Annotated in this window: 16 protein-coding genes; 11 read left to right on the forward strand and 5 right to left on the reverse strand. The window is 63.9% G+C overall.

The window, feature by feature from the left end:
• The first annotated feature begins 341 nt into the window (after positions 1-341).
• Positions 342-560: a hypothetical protein gene (locus tag ABS769_RS05765; protein ID WP_317062452.1), complete on the forward strand. Its 219-nt coding sequence runs from the start codon at positions 342-344 to the stop codon at positions 558-560.
• A 30-nt stretch (positions 561-590) separates the two neighbouring features.
• Here the strand turns inward: ABS769_RS05765 and putA are convergent, their stop codons facing one another.
• The gene (gene putA / locus ABS769_RS05770; RefSeq protein WP_317062451.1) at positions 591-3791 is read right to left on the reverse strand and encodes a bifunctional proline dehydrogenase/L-glutamate gamma-semialdehyde dehydrogenase PutA; all 3201 of its coding nucleotides are present in this window, start codon (positions 3789-3791) and stop codon (positions 591-593) included.
• Positions 3792-4069: 278 nt separating this feature from the next.
• Between putA and ABS769_RS05775 the strand changes: the two genes are divergently transcribed.
• From ABS769_RS05775 to ABS769_RS05800, 6 genes are read left to right on the forward strand one after another with little or no spacing between them, the layout of a single operon-like run.
• A complete protein-coding gene (locus ABS769_RS05775; protein ID WP_317062458.1) occupies positions 4070-4546 on the forward strand; it encodes a DUF2244 domain-containing protein in 477 nt (158 codons plus the stop codon).
• A gap of 16 nt (positions 4547-4562) precedes the next feature.
• A complete protein-coding gene (gene coxB, locus ABS769_RS05780) occupies positions 4563-5516 on the forward strand; it encodes a cytochrome c oxidase subunit II (protein ID WP_317062450.1) in 954 nt (317 codons plus the stop codon).
• Positions 5517-5555: 39 nt separating this feature from the next.
• The gene (gene ctaD, locus ABS769_RS05785) at positions 5556-7160 is read left to right on the forward strand and encodes a cytochrome c oxidase subunit I (protein WP_316697906.1); all 1605 of its coding nucleotides are present in this window, start codon (positions 5556-5558) and stop codon (positions 7158-7160) included.
• A complete protein-coding gene (locus ABS769_RS05790; RefSeq protein WP_317062449.1) occupies positions 7141-7314 on the forward strand; it encodes a hypothetical protein in 174 nt (57 codons plus the stop codon). Before ctaD ends, ABS769_RS05790 begins: the two co-directional genes overlap by 20 nt.
• Positions 7311-7907, forward strand: a complete 597-nt coding sequence (locus ABS769_RS05795) for a cytochrome c oxidase assembly protein (protein WP_317062448.1) — start codon at positions 7311-7313, stop codon at positions 7905-7907. The genes ABS769_RS05790 and ABS769_RS05795 overlap by 4 nt, the downstream gene beginning before the upstream one ends.
• A 39-nt stretch (positions 7908-7946) precedes the next feature.
• Positions 7947-8822: a cytochrome c oxidase subunit 3 gene (locus tag ABS769_RS05800; protein ID WP_006449737.1), complete on the forward strand. Its 876-nt coding sequence runs from the start codon at positions 7947-7949 to the stop codon at positions 8820-8822.
• Between the two features lie 91 nt (positions 8823-8913).
• Here the strand turns inward: ABS769_RS05800 and ABS769_RS05805 are convergent, their stop codons facing one another.
• The gene (locus ABS769_RS05805; protein WP_104555101.1) at positions 8914-9132 is read right to left on the reverse strand and encodes a twin transmembrane helix small protein; all 219 of its coding nucleotides are present in this window, start codon (positions 9130-9132) and stop codon (positions 8914-8916) included.
• 60 nt (positions 9133-9192) lie between these two features.
• Here ABS769_RS05805 and ABS769_RS05810 point away from each other — a divergent pair, with 60 nt between their 5' ends.
• The 4 genes from ABS769_RS05810 to cyoE are packed head-to-tail and all read left to right on the forward strand — an operon-like array spanning position 9193 to position 12594.
• The gene (locus ABS769_RS05810; protein WP_317062446.1) at positions 9193-9918 is read left to right on the forward strand and encodes an SURF1 family protein; all 726 of its coding nucleotides are present in this window, start codon (positions 9193-9195) and stop codon (positions 9916-9918) included.
• A gap of 27 nt (positions 9919-9945) precedes the next feature.
• Positions 9946-10521 carry a hypothetical protein gene (locus tag ABS769_RS05815; RefSeq protein WP_317062445.1) on the forward strand — a complete coding sequence of 192 codons (576 nt, stop codon included), beginning with the start codon at positions 9946-9948 and terminating at the stop codon, positions 10519-10521.
• A gap of 10 nt (positions 10522-10531) precedes the next feature.
• A complete protein-coding gene (locus tag ABS769_RS05820; RefSeq protein ID WP_317062444.1) occupies positions 10532-11695 on the forward strand; it encodes a COX15/CtaA family protein in 1164 nt (387 codons plus the stop codon).
• 2 nt (positions 11696-11697) lie between these two features.
• On the forward strand, positions 11698-12594 hold the full coding sequence (gene cyoE, locus ABS769_RS05825; protein ID WP_168960026.1) for a heme o synthase: 897 nt from the start codon (positions 11698-11700) through the stop codon (positions 12592-12594).
• A gap of 202 nt (positions 12595-12796) precedes the next feature.
• Here cyoE and ABS769_RS05830 read toward each other — a convergent pair whose 3' ends face one another.
• The 3 genes from ABS769_RS05830 to dnaG all read right to left on the reverse strand — a co-directional run bounded on the left by ABS769_RS05830 (position 12797) and on the right by dnaG (position 17507).
• Positions 12797-14377: a thioredoxin family protein gene (locus ABS769_RS05830; protein WP_317062442.1), complete on the reverse strand. Its 1581-nt coding sequence runs from the start codon at positions 14375-14377 to the stop codon at positions 12797-12799.
• A gap of 267 nt (positions 14378-14644) precedes the next feature.
• Positions 14645-15646 (reverse strand): bile acid:sodium symporter family protein, encoded by a 1002-nt coding sequence (locus ABS769_RS05835; RefSeq protein WP_317062441.1) that lies wholly within the window; start codon positions 15644-15646, stop codon positions 14645-14647.
• A 112-nt stretch (positions 15647-15758) separates the two neighbouring features.
• Positions 15759-17507: a DNA primase gene (gene dnaG / locus ABS769_RS05840; RefSeq protein ID WP_115039529.1), complete on the reverse strand. Its 1749-nt coding sequence runs from the start codon at positions 17505-17507 to the stop codon at positions 15759-15761.
• Positions 17508-17510: the final 3 nt, after the last annotated feature.

Genomic DNA, 17510 nt, shown 5'->3' on the forward strand with positions numbered 1-17510 from the left:
ATGGTAGTGTGGCTCAAGCCATGCGAGAGTAGGTCATCGCCAGGGGCTTTACCCGAAACCCTCAGTCCGAAAGGATTGGGGGTTTCTTTTTGCGTGGAATTCGGCGCGATAAGCCGAGGCCAAGGCCACTGTGGGTGTGCGCCAAGGTGGAGTCATTGCTGTTCGCCCACCATACTGATCAATTCCGCTGCACCGACGGATTGGCCAGTTGGAGAGATGCCAGTAGTCTTGGAGACCTCAGTGCCGGCGATACTGTTTCATTGCACTGATCGGCTTCTTGCGATCCATCTGCTGCCTTGATGTCTTAGATCACGGCGAATCCATCGCTGACGTAATCCAGCATGGCAAGTCAAAGTGTCGAGTTACGTTTTGCCGTTTCTGGCAAGGCATGGCTTGAGGATGAGATGACGCAACGCGCTCAAGGTGCCGATAGGAATATTGATCCGGCATACGATTACTTTCGTGCTCCGCTTGAATGCGGAGCTAATTTAGTTGTAGCGGCTCATTGGCAAATCTGGATGCAACAAAAACCCCGCTATCGCGGGGTTTTTGTTTTCTGAGTGAGAGAACTACGCGTGCTGAGCGAGCTCTCAGTCGCCCAATGTCAGCAACGAGGCGTTACCGCCTGCAGCGGTTGTGTTGACGGTGACGACCTTCTCGGTCGCGAAGCGCAGCAGGTAATGCGGGCCGCCGGCTTTTGGGCCAGTGCCCGAGAGGCCTTGGCCGCCGAAGGGTTGTACGCCGACGACGGCGCCGATTTGATTGCGGTTGACGTAGACATTGCCAACCGCAACGCGTGTGGTGATGCGGTCGATGGTCTCGTCGATACGCGAGTGCACACCTAGCGTCAGTCCATAACCGGTGGCGTTGATCTGGTCGATAACGATATCGAGCTGGTCTGCTTTCCAGCGGATTACATGCAGCACTGGTCCGAAGATCTCACGTTGCAGCTGCGTCAGCGAGGTCAGCTCATAGGCGCGCGGGGCGAAGAAGCTGCCATGCGCGGTTGCTGGATCCAGTGTCGTGCTGCCGATCAGGCGCGCCTCGCGATCCATGCGTGCTGCATGATCGTCGAGGATCTTGAGTGCATCTGCGTCGATTACCGGGCCAACGTCGGTGGACAGTAGCGCAGGGTCGCCGATCTTCAGCTCTCCCATCGCGCCGGCCAGCATGGTCATGACCTTGTCGGCGATGTCGTCCTGCACGAACAAGACGCGGGCCGCCGAGCAGCGTTGGCCGGCGGACATGAAGGCGCTGGAGATCGCATCCTTGACGACGGCTTCCGGCAACGACGACGAGTCGGCGATGAAGGCGTTCTGGCCACCGGTTTCGGCAAGCAGCACACCGATCGCGGCGTCGCGTGCGGCCAGGGTGCGGTTGATGACCCGTGCGGTCTCCGTGGAGCCGGTGAAAGCGACGCCGGCCACGCGCGAGTCGTTGGTCAGCGCGGCGCCAACGGTCGCGCCATCGCCTGGCAGGAACTGCACGACAGCCGCGGGGATGCCGGCTTCTTGCAGCAGCTTCACTGCCGCGTAGCCGATCAGGTTGGTTTGCTCTGCCGGCTTGGCGATAACGCTGTTGCCGGCGGCCAGGGCGGCGGCGACCTGACCCAGGAAAATGGCGAGCGGGAAATTCCAGGGGCTGATGCAAACGAACACACCGCGGCCATGCAGCTGCAGTTCGTTGGATTCACCGGTCGGCCCGGGCAGGCGCTCGGGTGCGCCGAACTGGGCGCGTGCCTGGGCGGCGTAGTAGCGCAGGAAGTCGACTGCTTCGCGGACCTCGGCCACTGCGTCGGGCAGAGTCTTGCCGGCTTCCTTGACGCAGATCGCCATGAACTCTGGCATGCGCGCTTCGAGCAGGTCGGCTGCGTGTTCCAGGATGGTGGCGCGGCTGGCGGCGGGCGTGCGGTTCCAGGCGGGCTGCGCGGCGGCAGCGGACGCCAGCGCCTTCTGCACGGTTGCTGGATCGGCCGGCTGCCAATGGCCGACGGTCTCGCGTCGGTCTGCCGGGTTGAGTACCGCTTCGCTGGGCGTGCTGAGCACTGCGCCGGGCACCAGTGGGGCGGCCTTCCACGGTTTGATTGCGGCATTGAGTTGCTCGGCCAGCTGCCGCAGATCGTTGTCGTTGGCGAGATTGGCGCCCATGGAGTTTTTCCTGTGTTGGTTCTGGCTGCGCAACAGATCGGTTGGCAGCGCAATCTTGGGGTGCGGGATGGAGCTAAACGACGACACCGCTTCGACCGGATCGCGGATCAGGTCTTCGATGGCGACATCCTCGTCGGTGATGCGATTGACGAAGCTGGAATTGGCGCCGTTTTCGAGCAAGCGACGCACCAGGTACGGCAGCAGGTCCTCGTGCGAGCCGACCGGCGCGTAGACGCGACACGGCAAGCCCAAGCGATCGGCTGGAATCACCTCGGCATACAGGTCATCGCCCATGCCGTGCAGTTTCTGGTGTTCGTAGTGCTTGCTCGTGGCGATCGCGCGCACGGCGGCGATGGTCTGCGCGTTGTGCGTGGCAAACATTGGATACAGCGCATCGCTGTGCGCGAACATGCGGCGTGCGCAGGCCAGATACGACACGTCGGTGTTCTGCTTGCGCGTAAAGACCGGATAGCCAGGGTGGCCTTCGATCTGTGCGCGCTTGATCTCCGCATCCCAGTACGCGCCCTTGACCAGACGCACGGGAATCCGGCGACCGACACGACGCGCAAGATCGGCCAGAAAATCGATCGTGTACGGCGTGCGCTTTTGATACGCCTGCACCGCCAAACCATAGCCTTCCCAGCCATCCAGCGATGGGTCGGAGAACGTGGCCTCGATGATGTCCAGCGACAGTTCCAGACGATCGGCTTCTTCGGCATCGACGGTGTAGCCGATACCGTAGGACTTGGCCAGCTGCGCCAGCTCCAGCACGCCCGGTACGAGCTCGGCCATGACGCGCGCGCGTTTGGCGTGCTCGTAGCGCGGATACAGCGCAGACAATTTGATCGAGATACTGGGCGCTGCAAATACGTCGGTGCCGACAAACTTGCCGCTGCGGCCGATCGCGTGGATGGCATCGCGATACGCCTGCAGATAGCGCTGCGCATCTTTCATGGTCAATGCGCCTTCGCCGAGCATGTCGAACGAATAGCGGTAGTTGGCGTTGTCGCCCTTGCGTGAGCGCGCAAGTGCTTCACCAATGGTGCGTCCCATGACGAACTGGTGGCCCATGATCTTCATCGCCTGGCGCACGGCCAGACGGATCACAGGTTCGCCAATGCGGCCGATCAGCCGCTTGAACGCCCCCGGTACGTCGGCGCGGGTGAGGTCGTTGAGTTGCACCAGCTTGCCGGTGAGCATCAGGCCCCAGGTCGATGCATTGACCAGGACCGAGTCGCTGCCGCCGACGTGTTTTTTCCAGTCCGCATCGCCGAGCTTGTCGCGGATCAGCTTGTCTGCGGTGTCCTGGTCTGGAATGCGCAACAGCGCTTCGGCCACGCACATCAGCAGCACACCTTCCTCGCTGCCCAGGTCGTATTGGCGCATGAAGGCTTCGATCGCGCCCTGGTCCTGCGCACGTGCGCGGACGCGGGTGACCAGGTCGGCGGCGACCGCCTGCACCTTGACCTGTTCGGCGGCGGGCAGGCGGGCCTGGTCGAGCAGTTCGCGCATGTGCTCGGCTTCGTCCTTGAGCCAGGCGGCGGTGATGGCGGCGCGCAATGCACCGGGTGCGGCAGGCAGCTCGGGCGCCAACAGCGGGCGCGCAACTGAGGTTGAGGCAAGCGGGTCGAGCTGAGCGTTCATGCGAAAGATGCCTGTGGATCCGTGCTCATTCTAGAGAGCGGAAGTACCTGCGCACTTGTGTGGAAGCGGCAACTTTTCCGCCGTTTTGTGCATGTCGCCATCGCACGCTCAAGCGGACTCGATCGTTGCTGGCTGCAGCCACCTGCATCGGGGAAGTGTTTGATTTACGCGTGTTTTTAGCTGCACTGCAGCAATTGAATGATTGCCGGAAACGCTTGCCGCATGCGTTCGCGCGGGTCTACCATCGGGCTATTCCCGCAGTGCGCTGCGTGTTGCCAATGATCGAAGTGCTGCCCTTGATGTCCGAAGGGGTTGGGACGCAGGTGCGGTTGCGGCCTCCGCGGGCACTGTCTGCCAGGCAATTCGTGCAGTTGTTCGCAGTGTTGGCGGGAACGATGTGGTTATTTGCAGGCCTGGGGTGGTGGACCGGCAATGCGTTCGCGCCGGTGTTCGCCCTGTTGCACAGTGGTGTGGTGGCGCTGGCGCTACGGCAGTTGTGGCGAAGTGGCGAGCGCGAAGAAGCGATCCGGGTGGGGGAGGCCGTTGTCGAGGTGTTTCCGTCCGGGCATGCGCCACCAGCGTTTCAGGCACATCCGCACTGGGTGCGGTTATGCATGGAACGCGACGACAGGGTGTTGCTGATAAGCAGCGGCAGGCAGATCGAGATCGGAAGTTTTCTCGGGCCGGCCGAACGTGTGGAACTGGCAACTACGCTGAAACGCTTGCTCGCGGCCGCCAATGGCCGTCACCGATGACGTAAGGGTCTAGGCAATGACGCAACGCAGCAGCTGGAAGGCGATATATACGAAAGTGAGCCTGGCAATGACGGCGCTGCTGAGCGCACAAGCTGCCTGGGCGCAATCGGCCGACCCGAAGGAATGGCAGCTCAACATGGGCCGCGGGGTCACGCAGACCGCGCGCATGGCCTACGAGGCGCACATGGTGGCGCTGTGGGTCTGCGTGGTGATCGGCGCGTTGGTGTTCGGTGCGATGGGCTATGCGATCTTCAAGTTCCGCAAGTCCAAGGGCGCGGTGGCGGCGCAATTCAGCCATAACACCACGGCAGAAGTGCTGTGGACGGTGATTCCAGTGCTGGTGCTGATTGCGATGGCCTGGCCGGCAACGGCCAAGCTGATTGCGATGTACGACACCCGTGAGTCGGAAATGACCGTCAAGGTGACCGGCTACCAGTGGATGTGGAAATACGAGTATCTGGGCCAGGGCGTGGAGTTCACCAGCCGGCTGGCCCGCGAATCCGACCGCATCCGCCAGAGTGGCGAGCGCCCGACCGCTGCATCGCAACCGCATTATCTGTTGGACGTGGACAACCGCCTGGTACTGCCGGTCGGCACCAAGATCCGTTTCGTGATCACTGCCGACGACGTGATTCATGCGTGGTGGGTGCCGGCCCTTGGCTGGAAGCAGGACGCCATCCCCGGCATCGTCAACGAGGCATGGACCAACATCGAGCAGCCGGGCGTGTATCGCGGGCAGTGCGCCGAGTTGTGCGGCAAGGATCATGGCTTCATGCCGATCGTGGTGGAGGCGTTGCCCAAGGCCGAATTCCAGCGCTGGCTGGCGGCGCGTCGCAGTGCAAGCGCAACACCTGCTGCTGCACCGGCAGGCGCACCTGCACCGATCTCCGCACCTGCAGCAGTCCCTGCCGGTGAGGCCGCTCCCGCCGCCGCGCCTGTTCCAGCCGCCGCACCGACCGCCGCTCTTTAATCGCTCGCAACCGCACCGCTTGATAGAGGTCGTTCCGTCATGGCGCATACCGCAGTCGATCACCACGGACACCACCAGCCCGGTTTCGTCGAACGCTGGTTTTTCTCCACAAATCACAAGGACATCGGCACGCTGTACCTGCTGTTTTCCTTCGTGATGTTCATCATCGGCGCGGCGATGAGCGTGGTGATCCGCGCTGAATTGATGCAGCCCGGGCTGCAGTTCGTCAAGCCGGAATTCTTCAACCAGATGACAACCGTGCATGCCCTGGTGATGATCTTTGGCGGGGTGATGCCGGCCTTCGTCGGCCTGGCCAACTGGATGATTCCGCTGCAGATCGGCGCACCGGACATGGCGTTGCCGCGCATGAACAACTGGTCGTTCTGGTTGCTGCCGGTGGCATTTACCCTGTTGTTGCTGACACTGTTCCTGCCCGGTGGCGCACCGGCCGGTGGCTGGACGCTGTACCCGCCGCTGTCGCTGCAGGGTGGCTACAACGTGGCCTTCAGCGTATTTGCGATCCATGTCGCCGGCGTCAGTTCGATCATGGGCGCGATCAACATCATCGCCACCGTGCTCAACATGCGTGCACCCGGTATCGATCTGTTGAAGATGCCGATCTTCTGCTGGGCCTGGCTGATCACCGCCTTCCTGCTGATCGCGGTGATGCCGGTGCTGGCCGGCGCGGTGACCATGCTGCTGACCGACAAGTTCTTCGGTACCAGCTTCTTCAATGCGGCCGGCGGCGGCGACCCGGTGATGTACCAGCACATCTTCTGGTTCTTCGGGCACCCGGAGGTCTACATCATGATCCTGCCGGCGTTCGGCGTGGTCAGCGAGATCATCCCGACCTTCAGCCGCAAGCCGCTGTTCGGCTATCAGGCGATGGTCTATGCGATCGCGGCGATCGCGTTCCTGAGCTTTATCGTGTGGGCGCACCACATGTTCACCGTGGGCATGCCGCTCGGTGGCGAAATCTACTTCATGTTCGCCACGATGCTGATCTCCATCCCGACCGGGGTGAAGGTGTTCAACTGGGTCAGTACGATGTGGAAGGGCTCGCTGACGTTCGAATCGCCGATGCTGTGGGCGGTGGCGTTCGTGATTCTCTTCAGCATCGGTGGATTTTCGGGCCTGATGCTGGCAATCGTGCCGGCGGATTTCCAGTATCACGACACCTATTTTGTGGTCGCGCATTTCCACTATGTGTTGGTCACCGGCGCGGTATTCGCGTTGATTGCGGCGGTGTATTACTGGTGGCCGAAGTGGACCGGGCGCATGTACAACGAGACCTGGGCCAAGTTCCACTTCTGGTGGACGATGGTCTTCGTCAATCTGTTGTTCTTTCCGCAGCACTTTCTCGGCCTGGCCGGCATGCCGCGGCGGATTCCCGATTACAACGTGGTGTTCGCAGACTGGAACCTGATCAGCTCGATCGGCGCCTTCGGCATGTTTGCCACCCCGTTCCTGATGGCCGGCATTCTGTTTGCTTCGCTGCGCAATGGCGCAAAGGCCGAGGCGCGCGCCTGGGAAGGTGCAAAGGGGCTGGAGTGGACGGTGCCATCGCCCGCACCGGCGCATACTTTCACCGTGCCGCCGGTGATCAAGCCTGGAGATCTTGCGCATGAAGACATCGGTCACTGAGTCCGCGCCGGTTCCGGCCGTGGCACGTTTGCTCTCCGCTGCCGAACGGCAGGCGCAACAGCGCCGCGCCGTGCGCCGCACCGCGATCACGGTCGGCATCATCGCGTTGCTGATCTACGCGGGTTTCATCGCCTCGGGAGTCGTCGGGCGGTGAGTACCCACGCGCCCGCGCCTGCACCGACTGCCGGCCTGTTCAAGCTGCTGGGCGTGGTGTTGGGCGTGTTCGTACTGACGTTTTCGTTGGTGCCGCTGTATCGCATCGCGTGCGAGAAAGTGTTCGGAATTCGCATGGAGCGCGCGCCTGGCAGCACGCGTGCAAGTGCTGTCGGGGCTGCAGCGGCAGGCAAGCGCACGGTGCGTGTGGAGTTCGATGCAGGAGTAAATTCCAAACTGCCGTGGACCTTCCATCCCGAGCAGATGACGATGGATGTGGTGCCGGGCGAACTCAACGAGGCGCTGTATTTCGCGCGCAACGACAGCGTGCGTGCGGTGGTCGGCAGTGCGGTGCCATCGGTCGCACCGGCGCGTGCGTCCGGATACTTCAACAAGACCGAGTGTTTCTGTTTTACCGCGCAGACCTTGCAGGCCGGCGAAACGCGCAATATGCCGCTGCGTTTCATCGTCGACCCTGCGTTGCCGCCGGAAGTCACCACGATCACCCTGTCCTACACGTTCTATCGCAACGACACCCTGACCTCGGAGTTGCAGGGCGGTGGCGCATCCAGCGCGCCGCGCGCGGCGCCTTGATCCTTCATCCACACGCAGCACCGACACGGAAGCAACGCCATGGCCGACCATAGTCCCAACGCCGATGCGTATTTCGTCCCGAGCCATAGCAAGTGGCCGTTTGTCGGGTCGATTGCGATGTTCGTGATGATGATCGGCGTGGCCAGCTGGCTCAACGATGCGGCCTGGGGGCGTTGGACGTTCTTCGCTGGCGTTGCGATGTTGCTGGCGACCTTGTTCATGTGGTTTGGCGATGTCATCCGCGAATCCAATGCCGGGCACTACAACCGCCAGGTGGACGGCTCGTTCCGCATGGGGATGGTGTGGTTCATCTTTTCCGAGGTGATGTTCTTCTGCGCCTTCTTCGGTGCGTTGTTCTATACGCGTGTGCTGACGCTGCCCTGGCTGGGCGGCGAAGGCGATGGTGTGATGACCAACGAGCTGCTGTGGAATGGGTATTCCGCCGCGTGGCCGACCAATGGCCCGGGTACGATCGGCGGGCAGTTCCAGACCATCCCGGCGTGGGGCTTGCCGCTGATCAATACGCTGATCCTGCTCAGCTCCGGTGTGACGCTGACCATTGCCCATCACGCGCTGAAAGGTGGCCGGCGCGGTGCGCTGCTGTTGTGGCTCGGGTTGACCGTGCTGCTGGGTTGCGTGTTCCTGTTCCTGCAGGCCGAGGAATACATCCACGCCTACACCGAGCTCAATCTGACGCTTGGCTCCGGCATCTACGGCTCCACGTTCTTCATGCTCACCGGCTTCCACGGCATGCATGTGTTGCTGGGCACCATCATGTTGGCGGTGATGTGGCTGCGCGTGGCGCGCGGGCACTTCACCCGCGACAACCATTTCGCCTTTGAAGCGGCCGCGTGGTATTGGCACTTCGTCGACGTGGTGTGGCTGGCGCTGTTCCTGTTCGTGTATGTCCTTTGAGGGTGGGGATTGGGGAGTCGGGATTGGGGATTCGCAAGAGCGATCCGCTTTTGCTATTACGAATCCCCAATCCCCAATCCCATCGGCCGCGTCAGCGGCCGAGCCCATGCGGCTTGATCCAGCCGGTATAGATGCCGAGGATCACCACCGTGATCAGCGCGACCGACAGACCGATGCGCCAGGTGAGTGCGTTGACGGTGCGCTTGGTCTCGCCGCGATCGGTGAGCAGGTAATAGAGACCTGCGCCCAGGTTCCATAGGATCACGATCAGGAAGGCGACAATCAGCAGCGTCTTGAGCGAATCGTTCACAACAGCCCCGGTGGTCGTCGGCGTGGTAACGGCATTGCACGCCTTTTTGCGTCGCTTGTCATGATGCGCAAGCACACGGCGGTGTTGGGCTGGTGTCTGGCGTTGCTGGTCAGCGCGGGTTTTGCGGCACTTGGGTACTGGCAGCTGCAACGCATGCACAGCAAGCAAGCGTTGCTGGAACGCGCTGCGCATGTGCGCGAGATGCCGTTGACGCTGGTGCAAGCGTTAGCCATGCCGCATGCGCTGGCCTGGGTGAGCGGAGACGTGCGTTTTCTGCCGCAGCAGGTGTTGCTGGACAACCAACTGCATGCAGGGCGCGCCGGTGTGCGCGTTTATCAACTTGCCGCGGCACAAGGCAGCGCAGGCACACTACTGATCGATCTGGGCTGGCTGCCGTTGCCGGCCAATCGGCAGTTACCGACGATCACGCCACTGCACGGGACCCAGGCAGTGCAGGGGTTGTTGAGTGCGCCGCCATCGGCCGGACTTGCCTTGGGGCCGGCATTGGCCGCCGCCGGTACGCCGCAGACCTGGCTGGCCACACGCCTGGATGCGCCCGCCCTGCGCAGTGCCTTTGGCAGGCGCGACATTTCGTCGCAGGTCTTGCGGCTGGATCCGGCCCTATCGGTCGGTTATGTGCGCGATCTGGAGATGCTGCCAAACACGCTGCCACCCGCGCGGCACTTGGGTTATGCGGTGCAATGGTTCGGTCTGGCCGCAGCGGTATTGGTCACCGCGACGTTGCTGACATGGCGTGCGCGTCGCCGCCGTCGACGCGGGCACTGACGCCTGCGGCATGAGAAAATCGCCGGCATGACCTCATCCACATCGGCCACGCCGCATTCGGTCAAACGCGGCCGCAGGATGCTGATTGCCCTGGCGGTGCTGTTCTTCGGCTCGATGTTGCTGGCCGGCGTGCTGCGCTTCTCCGGATGGCAGCCGGCATCGATGCGCAATCACGGCGAACTGCTGAAGCCGCCCGCCGACCTGCGCGCGTTGGTGCCGCTGCGCGCGGACGGGCAGCCGTATGCATGGATGCCAGCCGAACGCGTGTGGCGCATCGCGCTGGCACCGCCCGCCAGTTGCACGCAGCAGTGCGTAGCGCTGGCTGCAGAGCTGGACAAGGTGTGGCAACTGCTCGGGCATCGCGCCGACAAGGTGGAGGTGCTGTGGATCGGCACCCCGCCGGCCGGTTTGCCGCCAATGCCGGCGCTGCGTGTGCTGCGCGACGACGCGCGGCTGCGGCAGGCGTTACCACGCGCTACCGATGCGGCCGGCGTGCCGGTCTATGTGATCGACCCTAACGGCTTCGTGATCCTGCGGTATGCCCCAGGGTTCGACCCGGCCGGCCTGCGCGCCGATCTGGTCAAGCTGCTGAAACTGATGTGAGCCCGTTTCGATGAATCTGTTTGCGCCACCGGCATTGTTCCGCCACTTCCATCGCATGGCCTGGCTGGCGGCGTTGTTCACTGCGAGCACGATCCTGTTCGGGTCGTTCGTGCGCTTGTCCGACGCCGGCATGAGCTGCCCGGACTGGCCGACCTGCTATGGCCGCGTCACCTGGCCGCAGACCAGCGACGAGGCCAATACGCATGTGGCCAGCAAGATCCGCCCGCTGGAGTCGCACAAGGCCTGGCGCGAGCAGGTGCACCGTTTCCTGGCCGGCGCGCTCGGGGTGGAAGTGCTGGTGCTGTCGTTGCTGGCGGTGCGCCGCAGACGCATGGGCATTGCCCAGGTTGTCACTGCGGCGGTGCTGGTGGCGTTGTCGATCCCGCTGTACATGTCCGGCTGGCACACGTTGGCGTCCGGGGGGGCGATCGCGGGCGAAGCCATCCTGCTGCTGGCGGCATTGCGCTGGAGCAATATCGATCTGGCGCGCGCGGCGGTGCTGACGCTGGCGGTGGTGATCTTCCAGGCGCTGCTGGGCATGTGGACGGTGACGCTGCTGCTCAAGCCGATTGTGGTGATGGGTCACCTGCTGGGCGGCATGCTGATGTTCTCGCTGCTGGTGTGGATGGCCTGGCGCGCGACGCATCTGCCGATCACGCTGGCCGACGCCTCGCGGCTGAAGTGGCTGCTGCGCCTGGGCGTGGCGGTGCTGGGCCTGCAGATCGCGCTGGGCGGTTGGGTCAGTGCCAACTACGCGGCGCTGGCCTGCGGCGGCGGTAGCTGGTCGGCCGACAATTTCCCGCGTTGTGTGAGCCAATGGTGGCCGCCACACGACTTCCGCGAAGGCTTCACACTCTGGCGCGGGATCGGGGTGGATTACGAAGGCGGTGTGCTCGATGGCGCGGCGCGTATCGCGATCCAGATGGCGCACCGGTTGTGGGCGATTGCGACCGCGCTGTATCTGTGGTGGCTGGCCTGGCGCCTGTCGCGCTCGCCGGGCATGCGCGTGTGGGCCGGCGCGCTGGCGGTGCTGGTGGCGGTGCAAGTGACGCTGGGCATGCTCAACGTCAAGCTGGCGTTGCCGCTGGAAGTGTCGGTACTGCACAACGGCGGGGCGGTGGCATTGTTGTTCGTGCTGGTCTCGCTGCTGGCGCGGCTGCGCGCGCCGGAGTGAACATGGCTGTCAGCGCACGCGATTACTGGGATCTGACCAAACCCAAGGTGGTGGCACTGATCGTGTTCACCGCATTGGTGGGCATGTTCCTGGCCATCCCCGACGTGCCGACGTGGCTGCAGGTGCGCACCGGTGCGTTGGGCTTTCTGGGCATCTGGCTGGCGGCGTCGGCGGCGGCAGCCATCAATCAATTGCTCGATGCCAAGATCGACGCGCAGATGGCGCGCACCTCTTGGCGCCCGCTGGTAGTGGGCAAGGTGCGGCCGTGGCAGGTGCTGCTGTTCGCCAGCGTGCTGATCGTGATTTCCATGACCATTCTGGTGGTCTGGGTGAATGTCATTACGGCGGTGCTGACGTTTGCTTCGCTGATCGGTTATGCGGTGATTTACACCGTTTACTTGAAGCGTGCGACCTCGCAGAACATCGTGATCGGCGGCCTGGCCGGTGCCACGCCGCCGATGCTGGGCTGGGCGGCAGTGACGGGCTTGCCTACCAGCGCCGACTGGATCAATGCCTCGCTGCTGGTGCTGATCATCTTCATCTGGACGCCGCCGCATTTCTGGGCGCTGGCGATCTTCCGTCGCGCCGATTACGCCAAGGCCGCGATCCCGATGTTGCCGGTGACCCACGGCGTGCCGCATACGCGCAGGCAGATCCTGGTGTACACGGTGCTGCTGGCGATCGTGACCCTGCTGCCGGTGGCGGTGGGCATGAGCGGGGTGTTCTATCTCGGCGGCGCGCTGGTGCTCAACGTGGTGTTTCTCTGGTATGCGTGGCGCATGCTCGACCCGCCGGACGAACTGTTCTCGATGAAGATGTTCGGGTATTCCATCGTGTATCTGATGGCGCTGTTCGCGTTCCTGATGGTGGATCACTTGGTGCTGCCATGGGTCCGCTAGCGGCGGCGACAGGCAGCTGACGCCAGGAGCGGCTGACAAAGCTGCTGTGCGGCCGCCGATGGGTGCGGCCAGTGCTCGGACGCGGCGTGTACCAGCCATACACGCCGGTCCCGAGCACGTTCAACATTGATTGGCCAACCGCCAACCGTGCTCTGTCAGCCGCGCCAAGTCGCCGCGCAACTGCCTGCACGGTTGCGCAGGCTCAGCTCAGCCAGTTGGCGCACTCGCTGGTGTTCTTGCTGCCGCAGCTGGTCTGCATCTTTTGCTGAAGTCGTGTCAGCACCGCATTGCCTTGCTGGTGATGCTGCTTGCCCCAGGTCTTGAGTGCAGCGCCCAGCGTGGCGAAGCGCTGCCGGGTGCGTTGACGGTAACCGTCGGGTTGCCCGGCCAGCTCGCCGATCACCTGCGTGGCGGCCGCCTCGATGCCGGCGGTGTCGTCGGGGCTGAGCCGGATCAGGCCATCCACATACATCACGCCCCACTGCACCCGGGTGGCAGGACCTTGCGCACCCTCGTAGGCTTTCTTGAGCCAGGACAGCGCGGTCTTTTTATCGCCGCGTTGTTCGGCCAGATCGGCCAGTTCGGGCATGTAGTAGTACGGTGTCTTGCTGCGTGCCAATTCGGCCAGCAGCAGCTGCTCGGCGCCGCTGCTGTCGCCCACTTCGCTCAGTAGCGCCGCGGCGGTGCTGATGGTGGATTGGCGCTCTTCGTCGGTCTTGGCGGTGTCGGTGGCCCATTGCACGCGTTGCTGCACGGTGTCGACAACGGTTTTGGGGAGTGGTGGTTGCGGGCCTTTCGCTTCGGTTTCGGTGGGCTGGCCCTGCGCCAGGCGTGCCAGCTGGATCTGTGCGTAGGCAGTGCCCAGCCGGTCGGCGATCGGCAGCGCGGTGTCGGCGTAGACCTTGTCCAATGCCAGATTCAGCGCGTTGGACAAGGTGGCGCGCTCGCCGGCATCGCTGCTGGCAGCGGCGACCAGACGCGCGGGGACGTAGGTCAGCGTGCCGAGATTGGCGCGTACTTCTGCCGGATCGGCCAGCACCGATTCCAGCAGGGTGCGAGCAGCCGGAGTCGGGGCGGGAGGCTCCTTGGCCGCCGCAATCGCTGCCAGCGCGAAGCTGCGTTGCAGGGCCGGCTGCGGGGCCGATTTGGACAGGCGCGTGAGCACATCGACCGCCTCATCGGGTTTGACGAGCCGATCGTCGGTGCCCCAGGCGTAATTGCCGAGCACGGCCCAGTCGTCCGCGCTGAGTTGCTGCGGGGTCTGCAATGCGGTGTCGAGCATTTGCTTGGCGGTGCTGGTGCTCTTGGCCGCCACGCGCAGCACATCGGCCAGACGCGCGTTGTCGGCGTCGCCGGCCAGGCGGGTGATCTCGCTGCGATCCGGGCGCAGCACGATGATGGTCGGGTAGCCCTTGATGCCGAAGCGCTCGCCCCAGGCCTGCGCGCCTTCGGAATCGCCATCCAGGTGCACTGCCACGAATTGCTGGGTACGGTCAATGAAGGCCGGGTCCTTGAACAAGGTGGCCTTCAGACGATTGCACGGCGGGCACCAGGCCGCGCCCCAGTACAGCAGGATCGGTTTGCCGCTTTCCTTGGCCTCGACAAACGCGTCTTCCACATCGCCCTCGCGCCAGGCGATGCTGGACGCTGGGGCAGGCGTGGCCGTTGTCTTGGTCTGCGCGGGTGCCGATGGCGTCGCGGGCTTGTCGCAGGCAGTCAGGGTGGCGAGTACCGCCAGCAGCACGATCAAGGACGGGGAAGGGCGTCGGAACGACAGCGTCATGGCAATCACCGATGGGGGCGGCAGGGGGACGATCAAGCACTCTAGCGAGCTGTGCCTTGCCAACCATGCGACAGCTCATGACGCTTGTCCATCTGCTTAGAACCCGCTCCGAGCTGCAATGCGAAGTGCCATCACGTGGAGCGTCGTGGCTTGGCGTTTGCGGCAGATGCAACCCGCCGGCAGCAAGCAGGCATCTTTAAGGCCACGCAGCGCGGGCCGCGCCTGCGTGTAAGCGATCAGACCACCGCAGTGCAGTGATCGTCGCGCTCAGTGACCACCGGCACCGGCTTGCGGCTCGCTCGGTGCGCTACGTGCATAACGTGCGGCCACGAACGCGCAGACGATCAGCTGCAGCTGGTGGTACAGCATGATCGGCAACACGATCGCACCGAGGCCGCCGCCGGCGAACATCACCTTGGCCATCGGCACGCCGGTGGCCAGGCTCTTCTTCGAGCCGCAAAAGACAATTGCGATCTCGTCGGCGCGGTTGAAGCGCAGGCGGCGCGCGATGAAGGTGATCGAGAGCATCGCAACGGCCAGCAACAGCGCGGCCGCACCGAGTACGGCGAGCAGGGCCGGCAACGGCGTCTTCTGCCACAGCCCTTCGTTCACCGACGCGCTGAAGGCGGTATAGACCACCAGCAGGATGGTGCCCTGGTCGGTGTAACGCAGCACGGCGCGATGCCGTTCGACCCAGCCGCCGATCCACGGACGCAGGAAATGCCCGGCCAGGAACGGCACCAGCAACTGCAGCATGATCTTGCCGATCGCCTCGGCCGGGTGCGCCATCGCGCCTTGGCTGCCGACCAACAGACCCATCAACAATGGCGTCAGAAACACGCCCAACAGGCTGGAAAGCGAGGCTGCACAGACGGCGGCCGGCACGTTGCCGCGCGCCATCGAGGTGAAGGCGATCGAGGATTGCACCGTGGATGGCAGCGCGCACAAAAACAACAGGCCGACATACAGCTCCGGTGTCAGCGCCAGATGCGCGAGCGGTTTGGACAACACTCCGAGCAGTGGAAACAGCACGAAGGTGTAGGTCAGGATCACCAGATGCAGGCGCCAATGCAGCGCGCCGGCCTTGACTGCCTCACGCGACAACCGCGCGCCGTGCAGGAAGAACAACGCGGCGATCGCCACATCGGTGACATCGTCCATGATCGCGGCAGCCGTGCCGTAGACCGGCAGAAACGAGGCGAGCGTGACCGTGCACAGCAGCGCGAGGGTGAATGGATCAATGCGCAACCGCGCCAGCAGCTTCTTCATCGAGGTCCCGGAGAGTGCGCGCTCAGGCGCGTGGTGCGCGTCATTCTACGATGCACGGTGGCCTGGGCAGCGCGCACAACAACCTGGCCTTCCTTGATAGCGGCAACCCGCCCTACAACGCAGCGAGCGCCTTGAACAGCTCGCGCAGCTCGTATTTGTCGGTGTCGTCCAGTCCTTGCGCGCGCTGCTTGTCCTGCAGTTCGTCCAGGCGTTGACGCAGCAATTGCTTGTCCAGTTGCGCGACGACGTCATGCAACTCCATCGCCCAACTATGCTCGTCGCCGGGCAGGACCTGTGCGGCCAGTTTCTGCAGCGCGGCCTGTTCTTCGCGTTCGGCGAAGTGTTCCAGCAGCGCGCCGGTGCTGATTTCCGGGCGTTGCCGCACCAGCGCCAGCAGCTCCATCAACAGGTCGATGCCAGGCAGGCGCAGGCCGGAAAAATCGTGGTCGCCTTCCAGGCTCATTGCCAGCGACGGCTGTTGCAGCAGGATGGCGATGGACGCGCGCACCAGGCTGCGTTTTTGCGTGGGTGCGCCCATGCGCGCGGGCGGCCGCCCTTGTGGCGTGGACGCTTGCGTGGAGGTGCTGGCGCCCACACCGGTCAGGCGCGACAGTTCCTGCCTCATCAGATCGCCGAACGCACCTTCGGGAATCTGCGCCAGCATCGGCTTGGCGCGTTCGGCCAGCCGCGCCTTGCCATCGAGCGTGTGCAGGTTGATCTCGCGCGACATCTCGTCGAAGAAGAACTGCGACAGCGGTGTGGCCTGTTTCAGGCGTTGATCGAAGGCCTGCGCGCCTTCCTTGCGCACGATGGTGTCCGGGTCTTCGCCATCGGGCAGAAACAGAAAGAACGCCTGGCGGCCGTCCTTCATGCGCGGTAGCACCGATTCCAGCGCGCGCCAACCGGCTTTGCGGCCGGCGTTATCGCCGTCGAAACAGAAATACACATCCGGTGCGTTGCGAAACAGCAGTTCGGCATGTTCGGGTGTGGTTGCCGTGCCAAGCGTGGCCACCGCCTGGGTGACGCCGAACTGGAACAGCGAGACCACGTCCATGTAGCCCTCCACCACGATCAGCCGCTCGATCTTCTGATTGGCCTGGCGCACCTGCCACAGGCCGTACAGCTCGCGGCCCTTATGGAACAGCGCGGTTTCCGGCGAATTGAGGTACTTCGGGCCGGGGTCGCGGCCATCGGCCGGCGCGCCCATGATGCGCCCGCCGAAGGCGATCACGCGGCCGCGGCGGTCGAAGATCGGGAACATCACCCGGTCGCGGAACTTGTCGTAGACGTGGCCGCGATCGTTCTTGGAAAACAGGCCGGCGCGTTCGAGCACGCTCATGCGGCGCGCATCGGTGCCCAGGGTGTCCTTCAACGCGCTGTAGCCATCGGGTGCGTAGCCGATCTGGAAGCGTGCGCGGTTGTCGGCATCCACGCCGCGCCCGTCCAGATAGTCGCGGGCGCGCTCGCTGCCTTCTAGCTGGCGCTGGAAGAACTGCGTTGCCGCTTCCAGTGCCGAATACAGTTCGCGGCTGTCGTCCTGCTGCTGCGGCGTGCGCTGCTGGGTCTCGCGCGGGATCTCCATGCCGGCGCGCTTGGCCAGCTCGTCGACCGCATCGAGAAATTCGAGGCGGTCGTAATTCATCAGAAAACTAATTGCGGTGCCGTGCGCGCCGCAGCCGAAGCAGTGATAGAACTGCTTGGTCGGCGAGACCGTGAACGAGGCCGAGCGCTCGTCATGGAACGGGCAGCGCGCCGAGTATTCCTTGCCCTGACGCTTGAGCGGCACGCGACCGCCCACCACCTCGACGATGTCGGTGCGTGCGAGCAGTTCGTCGATGAATGCGTCGGGGATGCGGGCCATCCC

Source organism: Xanthomonas hortorum (assembly GCF_040279205.1).
Taxonomy (GTDB): domain Bacteria; phylum Pseudomonadota; class Gammaproteobacteria; order Xanthomonadales; family Xanthomonadaceae; genus Xanthomonas; species Xanthomonas hortorum_F.